This is a genomic window from Halomonas bluephagenesis (assembly GCF_054790765.1).
In genome coordinates this window covers 3174342-3191635 of the sequence record NZ_CP133631.1, presented here as the reverse complement: position 1 = coordinate 3191635, position 17294 = coordinate 3174342, and the positions used below count along the sequence as shown (strand labels likewise).

The window sequence follows — 17294 nt, the reverse complement described above, 5'->3', positions numbered from 1 at the left end:
TGGCGAGCTTCAATGTAATATCCGCTGATCGCCCGGTAACGTGTCGATATGCAGCGGCGCAAAGTGGCGCGGCTTATTGCCAGGAAAATCAAGGCTCGCCCAGGGTCCAGCCAGTATTGGCGCGCCACACAACCAAGCAACTAACGCCTGTCGAAACCCCGCCAAAAAACTTTCTCGCTCGGGTGTTTCGCCCATAAAAAACGAAAAACCGGCGTACATTCCCGCGGAATACTCTTGCCAGCCAGAATAGTGATCAGCCGCCAGCTTATAAGCACGATCCAGAACTTCAGCAAAAGCTTGCCGATCTAACCAACCAAGCTGGCGCGCAGCAATCGCGAGATCGACTAATTGAGCAATATCCCAGGCAGCCATATCCACGTCGTTACAGCCATCTTCATTGCTCTGTACCCGACGCAAGCGTAGCAGGTGATGATGCTCCTCTTCGGCACAATCACCCGACTCTAAAATAGCGATTTCGGCATCTAGGCGCTCAGGGTTAAGCGTGTAGGGCGCATAGTTGATCTGATACTCCTGACGATCCCCAGATTCGAGCATAAAGGTTAAAAATTCCTGCATGTCATCAGCACTGGTCAGATGATAATGGCTTTCCACCCATTCACGGATATCGGTGCACTCTCTGGAGCTTTCCACTTGCGGTTCACTCCACACAGCGCTGTTGAGAGGCCCAACCAGCGACATGGCAGTGAAGTGACTTAGCGTTGGCCGTTCGCCGGGTTCACACCACGCATCAGGGCGCCAATTCAACCAGTGAAAAAGACTGCCGGGGTCTTCTAGATGCCAAGCAATTTCGTTAATCAGTGAATCATGCTCAGGCTCTGGTAGGCAGCTCTCCCAGGCAAACCATGCTTCTAGCAGACGCTTTGGCGTGGCATAAAAGCGGCACAGGCAACTACGCAAAGCGCTGGCATGCGTCATTAGTGGCTCTCGCTCAAACAGGCTGCTATCCAGCGCCATATGCAAGTAGAACGCGAACTTCTCTGCCAGATGAATAGTGGCGGCATGGCGGCTAACTCCTTTTACCGCATTACGCTGTTTTAGCTCGTCAGGCGTAGGTTGGCCAAAAGGTGTCTGTGACGGTGGCATAACGCCGTGTACAGCATCTGCGGCAAGCTGATTAAGATGGTGCGCTTGAGCAGGCAGCCAATAGCGCGCTAGCGCTTGGTGCCCCTCGTCAGCATGCAGACCTAGCGAATCCTGAAGATAGACCGCCGCATCCGCGCGGCGCTGCTCCGAAATCGGCGCTGAGGGATTCAACTGACGTAGCATCACATCAGGCTCTCGCACGCTAGCCAGGGCCAGTAACCAATGATGGGAGGTGTTTCTCCACTGTTTAATACGCTCACGGGAGGCGCTGAGTGTTGACTCATCCAGCAGCGAGCTCAGCGGACATTTCCACGGACTATGAGGCGCCTGCATCAGCAGCTTATGGCGTGTACTCGGCGTCATACCACGCCGATCAACTCCTTCAAACAGGCTTTGGCCACGCATATAGGCTTTCAGCACCGCATACCAATCATGGTAACGGCGGCTTATTAAATCAGCTGCATGTGCTGCGAGATCATCAGCCTCCGCTTGGCTTAACCAACCACAGCAAGCGCCTGCCCACGCCAATTCCACCAGTCGTAGCCAGTCCCAGGCGGCCCACTCCAGTGGCTCGCCTTGGCTAACAAACGTAGTCAATACCGGTGCATAAGGGGCATCTGCAACAGCACTTCGTTGCCACTCTTGGCGCTGAGCATGATCCATGGTGAGTAGCTCACGAGCTTCGATATCCCAGCTCTGGCGCTCCCCCTGGGCACTTAACCACAACATCACTTCAAGCAACTGATCGCGGTCATGAACCTGCCAGATGCGTGCTAGCCACTGGGGGGCGTCCGGCCAGTCAGCACTACTTGCTGGATGGCTGATCAAAGAGCGAAACAGAGCACATAGACGCCATGGCTGTGCTGATGAGCCTTCTGGCCAGAGCGCCTGCGGGTCTGGCAATCGCGTCAATGCTGTCTCAAGAGCTTGCCAAGTGATGCCTTCGCCTTCGCTTTCTAAATCCGCTAACGCCTGGCAGGCATCAATAAAGCGGTCATCAGCGCCGGTTTCCCACCCTTTCACGCCCAGCGCCCGGCGCAAGTCGGAAAGCCAAGCGCGCAGGTCGCTGTAATCAGACGTAATACGACGCGTAATGTGGTGCGCCCACGTTTGCGCCTGGAATTGTGTCAGCCAGCCTGCCGCGCCTGCTAGCGCCGCCCATTCTAGCGCTCCCAATAATCGGTCAGCATCACCGGCTGGGGCATCCAGCGCAAAAAAGAGCTGATCAGCCAACTCGCCACGGTGCGCAATACCCAGCTGTAGCAGGCGTTGTTCGGCCGCTCCCGCATCCACCGTCAGCGGGTGCGGCGTAAAGGCCCAATCACACAGCACGAGCTGTTGAGCCCACCAGGCATTCAGTGCATCGGCCAAAAGACACCTCTAAGAAACAGGAAGCTATTAATAAAAACAAAAAAGAGTTGGCAGCCTACTAAGTGAGGCCGCCTAAAAGAGACGTCGTTACAATGACACCGTCAAAATGGCATTGCTAAAAGGACATAGTGTAACGGAAAGTGGCGCTAAGGCCGATAGAGAAGAAATGTAAAACGAGGCTAAAACCGAGCGCTTAAAACAGCGCTGCCCGGCACAAGGCCGGGCAGCAAATAATGCACTGGGCTGGCTACACTAAGCGCTTTTAACTTTACTGATTATCCATAACAACACGACTGCACCGACGGTTGCTGTCACCAACGAGCCGATAAAGCCACCCGCTTGAAGTCCTAACAGGCTAAATAAAAACCCGCCAAGCACCGCACCAACAACACCGACACCAATATTGCCCAAAATGCCAAAACCACCGCCACGCATGATGTTGCCAGCGATCCAGCCAGCAAAGCCACCAATGATCAACCACGCAATAAAGCCCATAGTGCCTCCTTGATTTTCACTTTAGTCAGGGTTTTACCTACAACGTTTTACCTACAACAGTTGCTTGTCCTACCATAGCACACGGCGCGACTGTTCTGCCCACTTGATGCCCTTCCGAACAAGGACCCCCTATGATTCCCGATTCTCTCAAGCAATTACTGTCCGATGTAGACGGCTACCAACAGATAAATTGGCAAGGGCGCGACATAGCGCTATTTAAGATGGCTTGGGGAGAAATGGCGATTAGCCTACAGGGCGCCCAAGTGCTGCATTTTCAACCCACTGACGACACTAGCTGGCTTTGGGTCACACCAACACCACAGGCGCTTCCTGGTGCGATTCGTGGCGGCATCCCCCTATGCTGGCCCTGGTTTGGCGACGAGCGCTATGCCGATGAAAGCCCTGATCGTAACGGCCCTTTCCACGGGCTTGCTCGTCACGCTCAGTGGCGCTTAGATGCGGTGGATGATCATGCTGAAGGTATTGAAGTTCATCTCTCTCCTGTTGATTCCCTGCATAGTCAACTATCCGCACGCGTGGTCATTCAAGCTAACGCACAACGCTTGAACGTCGAATTGATCAGCGAAAACATTGGCGAAGCACCCGTCAAAATCAGCGGTGCACTTCATACCTACCTAGCTGTTAATGATGTACACCAGTGCCGTCTGGAAGGGTTGGCAGGCGCACGCTATCTAGACAAACTGCGCGACTTTGCCGAAGACCAACAGCAAGGCACGCTGGCCATTCGCGGAGCCGTCGACCGTATCTATCACACCAACGAAGCCGTATTGTTGAGCGACGGCCAGCGTACGCTTCGTATTGCCAAACAATCCAGTGACTCTACCGTGGTGTGGCACCCAGATAGCGAGTTACCCAGCGATACGCCTGCCGACGCGGCACGCCACTTTTTTTGTGTCGAAGCTGCCAATACCCGCCTGGATCCAGTATGGCTAGTACCCGGTGCACAACACCTGTTAGGTACGACATTAAGCCGCGGTTAATCCTCGGTTCATCAACGCTTTGTTATCATCAAGGCAACCACTATTTTCAAGGGAGACACGATGGACCCACAGCAATGGCTGGAGGCTGCCACGCTTGCCTTTAACCTGATAGGCATGGTGGTATGCTTAGTTGGCTTAACACTTGCGCAGAAAATGCAGCGTCGCTGGCCAGGGTATAGCGTCGCCGTGGTCGGGTTTATCATCGCCACCCTCCCCATGCTTTCCCAGGTTGTATTAATAAGGAATTAATAGGATGCGCCAGCCGTTAAGTCGCGAACTGAGCAATTTATTAGAGCGAGGCCGTGATCGGCAATTAAGGCTGGCCGTAACTGGGCTGTCTCAAGCAGGGAAAACCGCGTTTCTAACGTCGTTGGTTAACCAGCTGCGCCACGCTGGAGTGGAGGCTCAACTAGACTTGCTACCGGCTGCCCGTGAAGGGCGCTTGCTAGGCGCACAACGGTTGAACCAGCCCGACCTTGGCGTGCCGCGGTTCCCCTATGACCCTGGCATGGCGGCGCTGCGTGATACTCCGCCACGCTGGCCAGAACCCACCCGTGGCATTAGCGAGCTGCGCTTGCAGCTACGCTACCGTCCTGCTCAACAGGGCTGGTTTACACCGGATATTGCCCACCTAACCCTCGACCTGTTCGATTACCCAGGGGAGTGGCTGCTGGATTTACCCCTGTTGCAGCACGACTTTTATAGCTGGTGCCAAGCGCAGTCACTCCATGAAGGGCCGCACCGGAAGGTATTGTTCAGCGAATGGCTAGCTGAGGCTGAACAACTAGACCCTGCCGCCGAGGCTGATGAAGCCAAACTGGCAGCCCTTGCTGATGCTTATGCCCAAGGTCTTCGCCGGGCCAAACAGGCAGGATTTTCCGATCTCCAGCCGGGCCGTTTTTTGCTTCCAGGTGAGCTAGATGGCGCGCCAGTACTGCAATTTTTTCCGCTGCCTGAATTAAAAGCACCAAAAGAACCCCTGGAAGCACTACCCGATACTAGTATTTACGCCACCTTGGCAGCACGCTTTCGGTACTACCAGCAGCAAGTGGTACGGCCCTTTTATCGTGATCACTTTCGCCGTTTTGATCGCCAGATTGTATTGGTAGATGTGCTCGGCGCACTTAATGCCGGGCCGGAACGCTTTGAAGACCTTTCCCAGGCGCTGCGCCAGTTGATGCTAAGCTTTGATTACGGCAAGCGCAGCCTTTTGACGCGCCTGTTTGCGCCGAAAATTGACCGTCTCGCCATCGCTGCGACCAAAGCTGACCACGTGACGCCTGATCAGCACGGCAATATTGTGCAACTGCTAGAGGCGTTACTTGCTGAGCCGCTTAAAGACCTGCGCTTTGCCGACATCCCGGTGAAGGCATTGTCACTGGCAGCCATACGCGCTACCGACGCCAGGGAAGTACTCCACGAAGGTAAGCGGACGCCCGCGCTAAAAGGCACCACGTTGGAAGGCGAAGACGTTCTGGTCTACCCAGGAGACGTGCCCAACCGACTACCGAAACCCGACTTTTGGCAGCATCAGGGCTTCGATTTCCCCAGCTTTCGCCCGATGTCCGTTGACAGCGAAGCGCTTTCGCACATCCGTATGGACGCTGCTATCGACTGGCTGATTGGAGATAAATTGACATGAGCAACCCTCAGCCGCGCCGGGATTTCCAGACGGATGAAACACCCGCCCCCAGCGCAGAACAGCTGCGTCAGCGTGAGAGCTTTGCAGCGACTGAATCGCATCAACCGCTGACCACCCAGGCAGACATCAAAGCACTGCCAGAAGCAAGCCTAGGTACACCCCGCAAACGCCGCTGGGGGTTGATGTTTGCCCTGGCGGGAGGCGCCACTTTAGGCACCGTGGAACTGGCCACCGGCATTCCGGACGCCTTTTCCCAGTCACAGTGGATGACCATGGCCTGGCAGCTGTTTGGCATTAGTTTGATTGGTTTAGGCGGACTGTCGTTGTTGAAAGAGCTTGGCCGTCTGCGCCGCTTGAAGCGCCACGACCGATTACGCCATGACTTAGCCGAACTGCCACAACGCTCTACCAAACAAGCCCAATCCATGGCAGAGCAGCTTAAGCGCCAGCTAAAACTGAGCGACGATGACCCGCATTGGCTGGCATTTCAACGCGCCTGCCAGTCTCACCACAGCGGTGAAGAGATACAAACGCTGCTGCGCTACCACCTACTGGCACCCCGCGACCGCGAAGCCCAACGGCTGATTACCCGTATGTCTGGTGAACCCGCCATTATGGTGGCTATCAGCCCGCTGACGTTAGTGGATATGGCACTGGTGGCCTGGCGTAGCCTTGCCATGGTCGACAGACTCTGCCGACTTTATGGATTGGAACTAGGCTATGCCAGTCGCTTGCGGCTTTTTCGCAATGTGCTGCACAACATGGCCTTTGCCGGAGCCAGCGAACTGGCCACCGATGCCAGTATGGATATGCTCTCACTTGACTTGGCAGGCAGGCTTTCCGCCCGTGCGGGCCAAGGCCTGGCAACCGGCTTGCTGAGCGCCCGTTTGGGGCTTCGCGCCCAGCGTCTATGTCGCCCTGTGGCTTTTACCCCAGAAGAACAGCCCAAACTGGCCGACCTCCGCCAAGATCTGTGGCGGCAAATCAAACGGCTGGGTAAAGACACTGCCCCCGCCACGCGTCGTTAAAAGTAAGCGCATTTCGTAAGCGAACGCCCCCTCCCACAAAGTAGCGCTGAATGCCTTTGTGGGAGGCCGACTTATTTACGCCAAGCGCTGTTCAGTCTCGGCATCGAACAGCACTGCGCGGGCCATATCGACTCGCAGCGACAGGCGTTCGCCGGGGGCAATTGCGCATTTAGGCCCTACTCTGGCAGTGATTTCCTGCTCACCGAGCGGCAGGCGTAGCAGAATATCGGCACCGGTCGGCTCAACGACGCTTACCTTGGCCTCCATTAACGTCCCTTCCGCCTGCTCACTTAGCCGCACATCTTCTTCGCTGAAGTGTTCTGGTCGCAGACCGAGGATAATCGGCTTATTCAGCTGTTCAACGAGCCCCGCTGCGTTGCGTTCAGAGGGCCATGGCAGCAGAACATCGTCTTCGTCAGGGGTGGCAATCCGCAATGCATAGCCATCGCCCGCCGCTTCCAGCGTCGCACGAATAAAGTTCATCGATGGTGAGCCCATAAAGCCCGCGACGAACATATCGACTGGGTTGTTATACACCTCATCGGGACTGCCAAGCTGAAGAATATGACCATCGCGCATCACGGCAATACAGTCAGCCAGGGTCATTGCTTCAACTTGGTCATGGGTGACGTAAACAATCGTGGTGCCTAAGCGCTGGTGGAGCTTTTTAATCTCGGTGCGCATATCTACCCGTAGTTTTGCGTCCAGGTTTGATAGCGGTTCGTCAAATAGATACACCTTAGGCTCACGGGCCAGCGCCCGCCCCATCGCCACCCGCTGGCGCTGGCCACCGGAAAGTTGGGCAGGCTTACGTTCAAGCAGGTGAGAGATTTGCAGCAGGTCGGCCACGCGCTCTACGGCAGCGACACGCTCGGCTTTGGGCACCTTGCGCATTTCCAGGCCAAAGCTGATGTTTTGCCGTACGGTCATGCTGGGATAAAGCGCGTAGGACTGAAACACCATGGCAATATCCCGTTCAGCGGGCGTGCGCCAAGTGACGTCTTCGCCGTCGATATAGATATTGCCGCTAGTCACGGGCTCAAGCCCAGCGATGGCGTTCATCAAAGTAGATTTACCACAGCCAGATGGCCCCACCAAAATCAGGAACTCACCAGAATCAATCGAAATACTGACATCTTTCAGCACCCGCTCGCTGCCGAACTCTTTGCGCACATTGTGAATTTCTAACGCTGCCATAATGAAAATCCTATTGTAAAGCGACTGACAAACTCCACTTAGTTGGATCGGTCAAAAGCAGCCCGTAGCGGGGGTCTTTCGCCATGGATGGCGAAAGTAGCGCCCATGGATGGTTTCACGGCGCCCCCGCCGAGGGCTGCTTCTGACCGTCTAGAAATGGTTGCTGCCATTCACTTAGTTGTTATTAGCCTTTCACGGAGCCTGCCGTCAGCCCGCGCACGAAATACTTTCCGGCCAGCACATACACCACCAGCGTTGGCAGCGCAGCAATCATCGCCGCGGCCATATCGACGTTGTACTCACGCACACCGGTGGACGTATTCACCAGATTGTTGAGCGCCACCGTCACCGGCTGGGGGTTGTGGGCCGAAAACGCCACGCCGAACAGAAAGTCGTTCCAAATCTGGGTGAACTGCCAAATCACCGACACCACAATAATCGGCGCGGAAACCGGCAATAAAATGCGCCAAAAAATACGGAAAAACCCCGCGCCATCCAGCTTCGCTGCCGACACTAGTTCGTTAGGAATCCCGACATAAAAATTGCGGAAAAACAGCGTAGTGAAGGCGATGCCAAAGACCACATGAACCAAAATCAACCCTGCACGTGAGCTGGAAAGCCCTAACCAGCCCAGGGTTTGTGCCATCGGTAGCAGCACCACCTGAAACGGGATAAAGCAGCCAAACAGCATCAGCGCGAAGACCAACTCAGAGCCTTTAAAGCGCCATTTGGTCAATGCATAGCCGTTTAGCGCCCCGACCGTGGTGGAGATCAGCACCGCCGGAATCACAATCGCAAAGGAGTTCCAAAAATAGCCACCTACCCCTTCACAGCGCATACCGGTACACGCTTCTCCCCAGGCCTTCGTCCAGGGTTCAAGGGTTGGATTTTGCGGCAGTGACAGCAGCGTACCCGCGCTAATTTCACTCAACGGCTTGATAGAGGTCATCAGCATGACCACCAGCGGCAGGATATAAAACAGCCCCGCCACGATAAGTACGCCATAAAGCACGGCACGCAAAAGCCGCGCGGCGGGCGTTTGCCGACGAATCACGTTAGCCATGTTTACGGCTCCTTAATTCGGAATAGAGGTAAGGAATCAAAATAGCCAGAACGCCGCCGAGCATTAACATGGCGCTGGCGGAGCCAAGCCCGATCTGGGCACGGTTAAAGGCATGGGTGTACATAAAGGTGGCCGGTAGGTCGGTGGCGTAGCCAGGCCCGCCGCCGGTTAACGCTACCACTAAGTCAAAGCTCTTAATCGCAATATGGGCCAGAATCATCACCGCGCTGAACACTACCGGGCGCAGGCAAGGCATCACTACTCGCCAGTAAATGCGCGGCAGGCTAGCACCGTCTAACTGAGCCGCTTTGACGATGCTGTCATCGATACCCCGCAGCCCCGCCAAAAAGAGCGCCATCACAAAGCCAGATGCCTGCCAAACCGCAGCAATCACCAGGGTATAAATCGCCATATCCGGGTTAATGATCCAGTCAAAGCGAAACGACTCAAACCCCCAGCTTTGCACCATCGCCTGGATGCCCAACTGCGGGTTGAGTAGCCACTTCCACACCACACCGGTGACGATAAACGACAGCGCCATGGGGTAGAGATAAATCGTGCGCAACGCACCCTCTTGGCGAATTTTCTGATCCAATAAAATTGCCAGCAGTGCGCCAATCACCAGGCAAATCGCAATAAATAGAACGCCAAACACCATTAGATTGGTGGACGCTACCCACCAACGCTCGTTGGCCATCAGCCGCGAATACTGGCCAAAACCGACAAAGTCGTAGCTTGGCAGCATGCGCGAGCTGGTTAGAGAGAGCACAAAGGTCCACAGCATAAAGCCGTAAACAAAAAACAGAGACACCGCTACAGAAGGGGCTAGCACCAGGCGTGGTAGCCAAGCTTGCAGCCAGCCAGACGCCGTCGGTCGCACTGCAGTGCGCGTCGTGGGTTCGCTCATGAGATAATTCCTCGCCAGTCAACCGCTAGCGCCGTCGTTGCGGCGGCGCTAGTTACGTCACTTATAAAAAAGTACGCGGTGGCTTAAAAAGAGGCGGTTTCAGCCGCACTCACTAACCGTTGGGCGGCTTCTTCGGCAGGCATATCGGTATCGTTGAAGTAGTTGGTCACGACATCAAAGATTGCTCCCTGAACATCAGCGCGTACCGCCATGCCATGGGCCATGCTGGGAACTAAGCCCCCTTCATCAGCAGTGCGCTGGAAGTCGGCAAGCGACTGCTGGGCACAACTATCGAACTCACTCATATCCAGATCAGGCCGCGCTGGAATGGAACCTTTGGCGAGGTTAAAGGCTTCTTGGAAGGTCGGCTCTAAGACTAGGCGCGCCAGGGTTTGCTGGGCATCACGTTCAGCATCGTCGGTAACACGGAACATCGCCAGACTGTCGATATTAAACGTAAAGGCGTCTTCAGTACCTGGGGCGGCAGCACACAGATAGTCTTCACCAGCGGTAAGGCCTGCGGCGGTGAACTCCCCTTTAGCCCAGTCACCCATTAGCTGAAAACCTGCAACACCTTCAATCACCATCGCGGTAGCAATGTTCCAATCGCGGCCTGACATGCCTTGATCCATCAGCTCGCGCAGGCGCTTAAAGTCTTCAAGTGCCGTAATCATCTGCTCCCCGCCCAGCGCCTCAGGGTCTAGCTCCACCAGCGCCTGCTGGTAAAACTCGGTGCCTTGACTGCCCAACACGACACTCTCGAACACCGTCGCGTCTTGCCACGCTTGGCCGCCATGGGCTAGCGGTACAAAACCAGCTTCGCGAATGGCTTCACCGGCGGTAAATAGCTCTTCAAGCGTGGTAGGCATCTCAACGCCTGCGGCTTCTAGCACGTCAGGATTGGCCCACAGCCAATTAACTCGGTGAACGTTCGCTGGTACGGCAACGTACTGGCCGTCGTAACGCATAATATCGGCAACAATCTCAGGCAGCAGGTCGTTCCAGTCTTCAGCAGTGGCGACGTCGTCTAAATCACCCAACAGGCCAAGTTCGCCCCACTCTTGAATTTCAGGGCCTTTAATTTGCGCGGCGGAAGGCGGGTTGCCGGACATTGCACGAGATTTAAGTACAGTCATGGCGGTTTCACCACCGCCACCAGCCACGGCAAAATCCTGCCAGCCATAGCCTTCAGCTTCCATTAACTCTTTGAGAACGTTTGCCGCGCGGGCTTCACCGCCGGATGTCCACCAGTGCAGTACTTCAACTTCGTTAGCTTGGGCGGCGCTGGCCGCCATGGTGGTACCAGCCACCAGGGCTAACGCGAGTGCGGATTTTTTAAATGTGGGGACGTTAAAAACGGGCATATTGGTAATCGGCATGAATAGCTCCTGCTGTTGTTATTGTGCTGTTGTTTTTGTGCTTATGAGATGTCGTTGCTGATGATCGATTGAACGACTCACAGCAGAGTACGCCACCCAGGCACACAACGGGAGTTACCGAGTCCTGCATAGTCTTGGCAATTTATTAATAGTGTTAGGGTTTTATTACAAGTCAGTAACACTTGTTTGGCGCGGTAGCGTTAACGTGGCCACCAACCCACCAGACAAGTGGTTAGATAAGACAATATCGCCCCCGTGGGCACGAGCAATATGCCTGGCAATGCCAAGCCCCAGGCCGCTTCCACCAGTGTAACGGCTTCGAGAGGCTTCCAGGCGCACAAAAGGTGAAAACACCCGGGAAAGCTGCGCATCAGGAATGCCGGGGCCATTATCATGAATATGCAACGTCACGACCCCCGCCTGCTCTTCCAGCGTTACGGTTGCTTTCTGGCCATAAAACACTGCGTTTTCAAGCAGGTTTGCCAAGCAGCGTTTCAGCGCCAGCGGCTTAACGGTCAGTGGTAACACAGTGCCATAGAGTGACACGTCGCCCCCGTGCAAACGCAGCCCTTCGGCAATTTCCAACAGCAGCGCGTTAAGATCCGTGGGCTGCGGATCTTCATGCAGGTCCAGCCCTTTTACCGAGGCCAGTGCGCCTTTGACCAGTTCGGTCAACTCGTCAAGCGAGGCACAAAAACGTTCGCGCTGAGCGGGGTCATCGAGCATTTCAGCCCGCAGTCGTAACCGTGTAATGGGGGTTTTAAGATCATGAGAAATCGCCGAAAACAGCCGCTCGCGCTCATCAATCTGTTCGCGAATACGCCGCTGCATACGATTAAAGGCCACCGCGGTGGCGGCCACTTCTTTAGGGCCGCTCTCTTTGAGTGGCGGGCTATCCAAGTCATCTCCCAGTTGTCGTGCCGCTTTTGAAAGCCGCGCCAACGGGCGGGTCACACTGGTAATGCCTAGCAGGGAAAGTGCTAACACACTGAGCACCAACAACACGCCAACTAATAAACGCTCTTCAGAAAGCCAACGATAGCCGCTAAAAATATCTGGCACGCCAAGCAGTGTGGCCACGTAAAGCCAGGTATCGGGGGCTAGTTCCAGTTGAACCACTAAGATAGGTGGAGACAGTGGCTCCATTAACAAACTGTGCTGCCCCCAACGAGGTGGTAAATCATAAAGCAGCACTTCATTGTTAAACACGCGCAAAGTGTCCGGGCGGGAAAACTCCACCACCACATCATCAATGGAGAGTTGTTGGGTCAAAATAGAGCGCACATTGTCCACCACGACCTCTTTTTCCGGGCCGCTGCCAATATCGTCGACAGGAATGCGCCGCTCATTCACGCTGACAAAAAAGCGCGTGCCGCCCATGCTACGCAGTTGATCCAGCACAATGTGCCGGTAATCTACCGGCAGCGAACGGAAAAACCGCATGGTCGAAGCAATGCTGAAGGCCATGTTGCTGGACAGCTCATCTAACTGTTCAAGCTGACTGGCCCGCACCTGGGAAGTCCACAGCGCATAGCTGGCCGCTTGAGCGGCCAGAACGCCCGCAATCATAATAATCACAAAGCGCCCGCGTAGACTGCTGGGTAACCAACGTGCGAGCTTGCGCTTTACGCCTTTCACGAAGTGGGTTCAACCTTGGCGGTCAGCACATAGCCAGCCCCGCGCACAGTACGAATCAGTTGAGAGTGCTGCGCGTCTTCCCCCAACCGCTGGCGCAAACGGCACACATGTACGTCAATCGAGCGATCCAACGGTGGTGCTTCACGTCCGCGGGTCAATGTGTAGAGATCATCCCGGGTAATGACCGTGGCAGGCCGCTCCAGAAACACTTGCAGTAGTTGAAAATCTGCGCCGGAAAGTGCGGTCCGAATACCTTCCTGATCAATCAGTTCGCGGGTCATGCGGTCAAGTTGCCAGTCACCAAAACGCACCCGGCGGGCCTCTTGGGCTGTCGCGACAGTTGCTGCAGCAGGACGGGCTCGGCGCAGCACCGCTTTAATCCGCGCCAGCAGCTCGCGAGGATTAAAGGGCTTAGCGATATAGTCGTCAGCACCCAATTCGAGTCCCAAAACACGGTCAGTATCATCAGCACTAGCGGTGAGCATAATAATCGGTATGTCGCTGGTTTTGCGCAGTTCTCGGCAGATGGTAAAACCGTCATCCCCCGGCATCATAACGTCAACAATCAACAAGTCTGGCGTTTGCTTGGCCAGTTGCTGATACAGCGAATCCGCTCCGTCGGCGGTCAGCACTTGATAACCGTGACGTCCTAAATAGTCTGCCAGTAGTTCGCGAATTTCCGAGTCGTCATCAACGACCATCAAGGTAGCAGGCGTGGTAGTCATGGTAGCAAAGCGCCCCTGGGTTAATATCACTCGTTATTATCGTTGTCGGGGCTAGATGATGGTGGAGTGGCCACCCTATCGCAAGCGGCCATCGACCAAGGTTGCAGCGCGAAGCGTTTTTTACAGCCCAAAGCGCTTTTGAAGCCACTTGGCAACAGCAGCTTCGCCGTGGTGGCCGATACGTTCAGCCCCCTCTATACGATCAAATAGTGCGGGGTGGGCATTGGCCATTACCTGGGCCTCCCCTGACAGGTTAAGCATTTCGGTATCATTCAGGTTATCGCCAAAGGCCAAGCACTCTGCCGGTGTCAGCTTTAACGTTTCCAGCAGCGCCGTTAAGGCCACACCTTTATTGACGCCTCCGGCCATGATTTCCAGAGCATCCGTGGTGGAGTAAGTAATATGTAAACTCTGCCCACATGCTTGATGGGCCTGCGCTTCCAGTTGCGCTAATGAATCTGGGTCGCCCAGATAGAGCACTTTACCAACACCCTTGGCATCCATCTCTTCCGGCGGCACGACCTCGTAAGTAAAGCCAGTCGATGCATGCAATGACAGTAGATGTGGTGCCTCGGCATCGACATGCCAACCGTTTTCACGGTAAAGGCTGAGCCGCACCTGGGGCGGGCGCGGCAGCTGAATAAGTGTTTCGGCATGGGCTGGTTCAAGATGCGTCGCGCTCAACAGCGTGCCAGCGGGGTCGTGGGTATACGCACCATTGGTGCTGATCAAATGGATCGGGATATCTAACTGATCGCGAAATACCCGCATGTCGTGGTAATGGCGACCAGAAGCCAGCGCAACATGATGGCCTTGCGTTACAAGAGCCCTTAGCACCTCAATAGTACTTTCGTGCAGTCGGTGGTCGCTGCCTAACAGCGTACCGTCAAGGTCGGAAACGATAAGGCGTGGTGTCATGGTGCACTCCTGATGATAGAACTTCTCAGCTTATCCGATTACGCTTGCCGCTCCCAGCCGGACAAAGCCCTCCAAGGCAACGCCGCCTTGAAGGGCTCCTCGCTATATTAACGGTGGTTAATTTAGCGTCACGACACGGCTATGCTGCTGACCGTTGGCACCGATGCTGCGTAATAGCACCGTGGTGTTTTCCACCTGGGGTGGCGCGCTGTCCTGATAGGACTGCCAGCTCACCCCATCGTCCAGGGAGTACTCAATAGCCACTCCTGGCAGAGCCACATTAGCTTCTAGCCTACCCGCTTCGATTCGAGCTCCTGGCAAGGGCAGACGATAAGCGATTCCATCCTGTTCCAAACGGGGAAGGATGCGTTGCCCTAGCAGGTTAGCAAAACGCTGCCAGTCCTCGGTCAACGTCTCATGGTCGACGAAGGACGTCTCGCCACCGACGAACACCTGACCAGGTCGATAACCGAGTTCCCACTCGGCTCGGTGCCAAGCTCGCTCGGCCAACGCCAGCAAGCGTGGAAAGATCATATACTCCATTTGGGCTTCACTGCGCACCGTCTCCCCCCAAGCCTGGCCGGAAATTCCCCGAGCGCCCTGCCACCCCTCAACGCTCTCGGCACGGAAGGTGTTGCCATCCCGGTCAACCGAGGTCTCGGCATTTTGTGCCAGATTATCGGGGGCAAAGGAGAACACCTTGCGGGTGTCGGTGAAGCGTGTTGCCCAGTAGTAACCCCGCTCGTAGGGATTCACCTCGTAGGGCATGTCGAAGTAGAGATAATCTGGGCTCGAAAGAATCACCTCATAGCCCCGCGACTGCCACTCCGCCACCGACTGACTGCCGCCCCAAAACAGCGGGTCCCAGAAATTGACCGCTACCTGCGGCGTAGCAAACTCTGCGGCGGATTCCACATGCTTAAGACCATCCTGCAAAGCCGACATGCGGGGTATCCCGTAAGCATTGGCGATGCGGTTAACCTGCAGGGCAAAACGGCTTGGTAGCTCTTCAACAGAAGCGACCTCTCCACTGGCAATGCGCTGCTGGCAAATCGGTGATGCTTCCCAGGGATGGTGCTGGTCACGCTGGTCGATGGTTCCTCGCCAGTCGACCGCTTCTTTGGCATCGATATCCTGAAAACCATGGCCCAGCAGGATATTTTTGGCCTCGTCACCACCAAAGTGCCAGTTCTCCAGCGTTTGGCCCGCCTCCTGATGCATCGATACCACTTCGCCCATTACCTTATCAACAAAGCGATGCGTTGACTCAAGGCAGGGGTTGAGATAACTGCGGCGGTCATAGAGCTGAACCGACAGCGTATTGGACATATCTTCGGGGTCGATTAACCGATATTCGTTGGCTGCCACACTATCGCCTTCTTCCAGCAGCCGATGGTGCCGCGCTTCCATAGCCACCACGGCGGCGCGAGCGTGAGCAGGCATATCAATCTCAGGTATTACCCGAATATGGCGTGCCTCGGCATAGCGCACGATATCGATATAATCTTCTCGGGTATAAAAACCGCTACCGGACGTGTCGGCCGCTGGCCCAGAGCCCAACTGGGGTAACAGGCAGTTCGTTTCATCCAGATCATGACAGCGCTTGCTGCCCACTTCGGTTAACTCCGCCAACCCCGGAATCTCCAGCCGCCACCCCTCATCATCGGTGAGATGGAAATGGAAACGATTGAGCTTGTAGGCGGCCATTTGGTCGAGCAAACGCAGCACTGAGGCCTTGTCTTTGAAGTTCCGCGCCACGTCCAGCATGACGCCGCGGTAGTCGTAACGCGGAGCATCATCAACGTCCATCGCTGGCACTAGCCCTGCTTCATCCGTGGCCGCTATAAGCGACTGTACAGCGTAGAAAGCCCCAGCGGCGTCAAAGGCCAGAATATCGGCACCTGACTCATCGAGCTGCAGGCGATAGCCCCCTTTCCTTGCCAGTGCGTCATCGAGGGCATCTGACTCGGAGACTAAACGGGCGCGAATCACCAGGCCGTTTTCACCTTCGTTGACGGGGATATCAAGCCGCTCGAAGCGCTCCCCCAGTGCAGCTATGCTGGCCTCGCTCAGCATTGGCATCACCAGGCTGACCCCTTCAGACAGATCGAGAGTAGCCTTTCCCAGGCGAGATGACTGCGGTGTTGGCACAATGGCTCCCCGCAATGCCTCGGCTGGTATTGCAGTGGCCGCTGCGTTCCGCTCGAAGCGTGTTTCGGCAGTCATCACCACATTGCGATCCTCCGGCGTGCGCATAAGTAACTCCCCCTCGGGCACACCCACGAAGTCCGTCAGTAGCTCATCACGGGTATTATCAATAACCGCTGTTTCATCATCCACCGCCAGATACCAGTTGGGCATCACATCGGTCATGAATAGCTGCCAGTACTCACCCACGATGGGGATTTCCAGGCTCTCACCAGCACCCAGCCCGGTAAAGGCGTCATTAGGCTCGATCCGATGAAGGTCCCCAGTGATCCGTGTCAGCGTCAGCTCAGGGTGATCCATCTTCAGCAGGCGGCGAATACTCGAGAAATACAGGCCCCAGTCGCTCGCCTCAATGGCCTCGTCGGAGGTGTTGGTCAAAAGAATTGTAGCGGTAAAACAGGCAGCATAATCCGCCCCCAGCTTCTGGCAGTCGATATTATGCGCCTGGGGTTGGTTGGCAGTTATCGTGTACTGCACGTCCAGCCGCTGTGCCAAGTCATGGGCAGACGACACGCCAAGCTGTGTGGCTTCACTTGCCTGGGCAGCCACCGAGTTGATTGCGATCCCGACAGCCAGTGCCGTTAGGGCTTTCATTGTCAATTTTGTCATTGTTCTCAC

At 55.6% G+C, this 17294-nt stretch carries 14 protein-coding genes; 4 read left to right on the top strand and 10 right to left on the bottom strand.

Annotated elements, in window-relative coordinates:
* Positions 1 to 9 precede the first annotated feature (9 nt).
* Both REH51_RS14430 and REH51_RS14425 read right to left on the bottom strand, forming a co-directional pair.
* Positions 10 to 2475: a DUF1266 domain-containing protein gene (locus REH51_RS14430; RefSeq protein WP_009722544.1), complete on the bottom strand. Its 2466-nt coding sequence runs from the start codon at positions 2473 to 2475 to the stop codon at positions 10 to 12.
* Between the two features lie 252 nt (positions 2476 to 2727).
* On the bottom strand, positions 2728 to 2970 hold the full coding sequence (locus tag REH51_RS14425; RefSeq protein ID WP_498936148.1) for a GlsB/YeaQ/YmgE family stress response membrane protein: 243 nt from the start codon (positions 2968 to 2970) through the stop codon (positions 2728 to 2730).
* A 131-nt stretch (positions 2971 to 3101) separates the two neighbouring features.
* Here REH51_RS14425 and REH51_RS14420 point away from each other — a divergent pair, with 131 nt between their 5' ends.
* From REH51_RS14420 to REH51_RS14405, 4 genes are read left to right on the top strand one after another with little or no spacing between them, the layout of a single operon-like run.
* A complete protein-coding gene (locus REH51_RS14420; RefSeq protein WP_009722542.1) occupies positions 3102 to 3971 on the top strand; it encodes a D-hexose-6-phosphate mutarotase in 870 nt (289 codons plus the stop codon).
* Between the two features lie 60 nt (positions 3972 to 4031).
* A complete protein-coding gene (locus tag REH51_RS14415) occupies positions 4032 to 4220 on the top strand; it encodes a hypothetical protein (protein WP_009722541.1) in 189 nt (62 codons plus the stop codon).
* 4 nt (positions 4221 to 4224) lie between these two features.
* The gene (locus REH51_RS14410; protein WP_498936146.1) at positions 4225 to 5613 is read left to right on the top strand and encodes a YcjX family GTP-binding protein; all 1389 of its coding nucleotides are present in this window, start codon (positions 4225 to 4227) and stop codon (positions 5611 to 5613) included.
* Entirely contained in the window at positions 5610 to 6641 is a 1032-nt protein-coding gene (locus tag REH51_RS14405) for a YcjF family protein (protein ID WP_498936144.1), read from the top strand. The genes REH51_RS14410 and REH51_RS14405 overlap by 4 nt, the downstream gene beginning before the upstream one ends.
* Before the next feature lie 75 nt (positions 6642 to 6716).
* On the opposite strand, the gene REH51_RS14400 is transcribed toward REH51_RS14405, so the two are convergent.
* The 8 genes from REH51_RS14400 to REH51_RS14365 form a co-directional block, all read right to left on the bottom strand.
* Positions 6717 to 7838 (bottom strand): ABC transporter ATP-binding protein, encoded by a 1122-nt coding sequence (locus tag REH51_RS14400; protein WP_009722538.1) that lies wholly within the window; start codon positions 7836 to 7838, stop codon positions 6717 to 6719.
* A gap of 184 nt (positions 7839 to 8022) precedes the next feature.
* Complete coding sequence (locus REH51_RS14395) at positions 8023 to 8901, bottom strand: carbohydrate ABC transporter permease (RefSeq protein ID WP_498936142.1); 879 nt, start codon at positions 8899 to 8901, stop codon at positions 8023 to 8025.
* Positions 8894 to 9808: a carbohydrate ABC transporter permease gene (locus REH51_RS14390; protein WP_009722536.1), complete on the bottom strand. Its 915-nt coding sequence runs from the start codon at positions 9806 to 9808 to the stop codon at positions 8894 to 8896. The genes REH51_RS14395 and REH51_RS14390 overlap by 8 nt, the downstream gene beginning before the upstream one ends.
* 83 nt (positions 9809 to 9891) lie before the next feature.
* On the bottom strand, positions 9892 to 11187 hold the full coding sequence (locus REH51_RS14385) for an ABC transporter substrate-binding protein (protein WP_009722535.1): 1296 nt from the start codon (positions 11185 to 11187) through the stop codon (positions 9892 to 9894).
* Positions 11188 to 11352: 165 nt separating this feature from the next.
* Positions 11353 to 12825 (bottom strand): ATP-binding protein, encoded by a 1473-nt coding sequence (locus REH51_RS14380; RefSeq protein WP_009722534.1) that lies wholly within the window; start codon positions 12823 to 12825, stop codon positions 11353 to 11355.
* Complete coding sequence (locus tag REH51_RS14375; RefSeq protein WP_039868756.1) at positions 12822 to 13550, bottom strand: response regulator; 729 nt, start codon at positions 13548 to 13550, stop codon at positions 12822 to 12824. The genes REH51_RS14380 and REH51_RS14375 overlap by 4 nt, the downstream gene beginning before the upstream one ends.
* A gap of 120 nt (positions 13551 to 13670) precedes the next feature.
* Complete coding sequence (locus tag REH51_RS14370; RefSeq protein WP_009722531.1) at positions 13671 to 14468, bottom strand: Cof-type HAD-IIB family hydrolase; 798 nt, start codon at positions 14466 to 14468, stop codon at positions 13671 to 13673.
* 117 nt (positions 14469 to 14585) lie between these two features.
* Positions 14586 to 17285: a beta-N-acetylhexosaminidase gene (locus tag REH51_RS14365; protein ID WP_498936140.1), complete on the bottom strand. Its 2700-nt coding sequence runs from the start codon at positions 17283 to 17285 to the stop codon at positions 14586 to 14588.
* Positions 17286 to 17294: the final 9 nt, after the last annotated feature.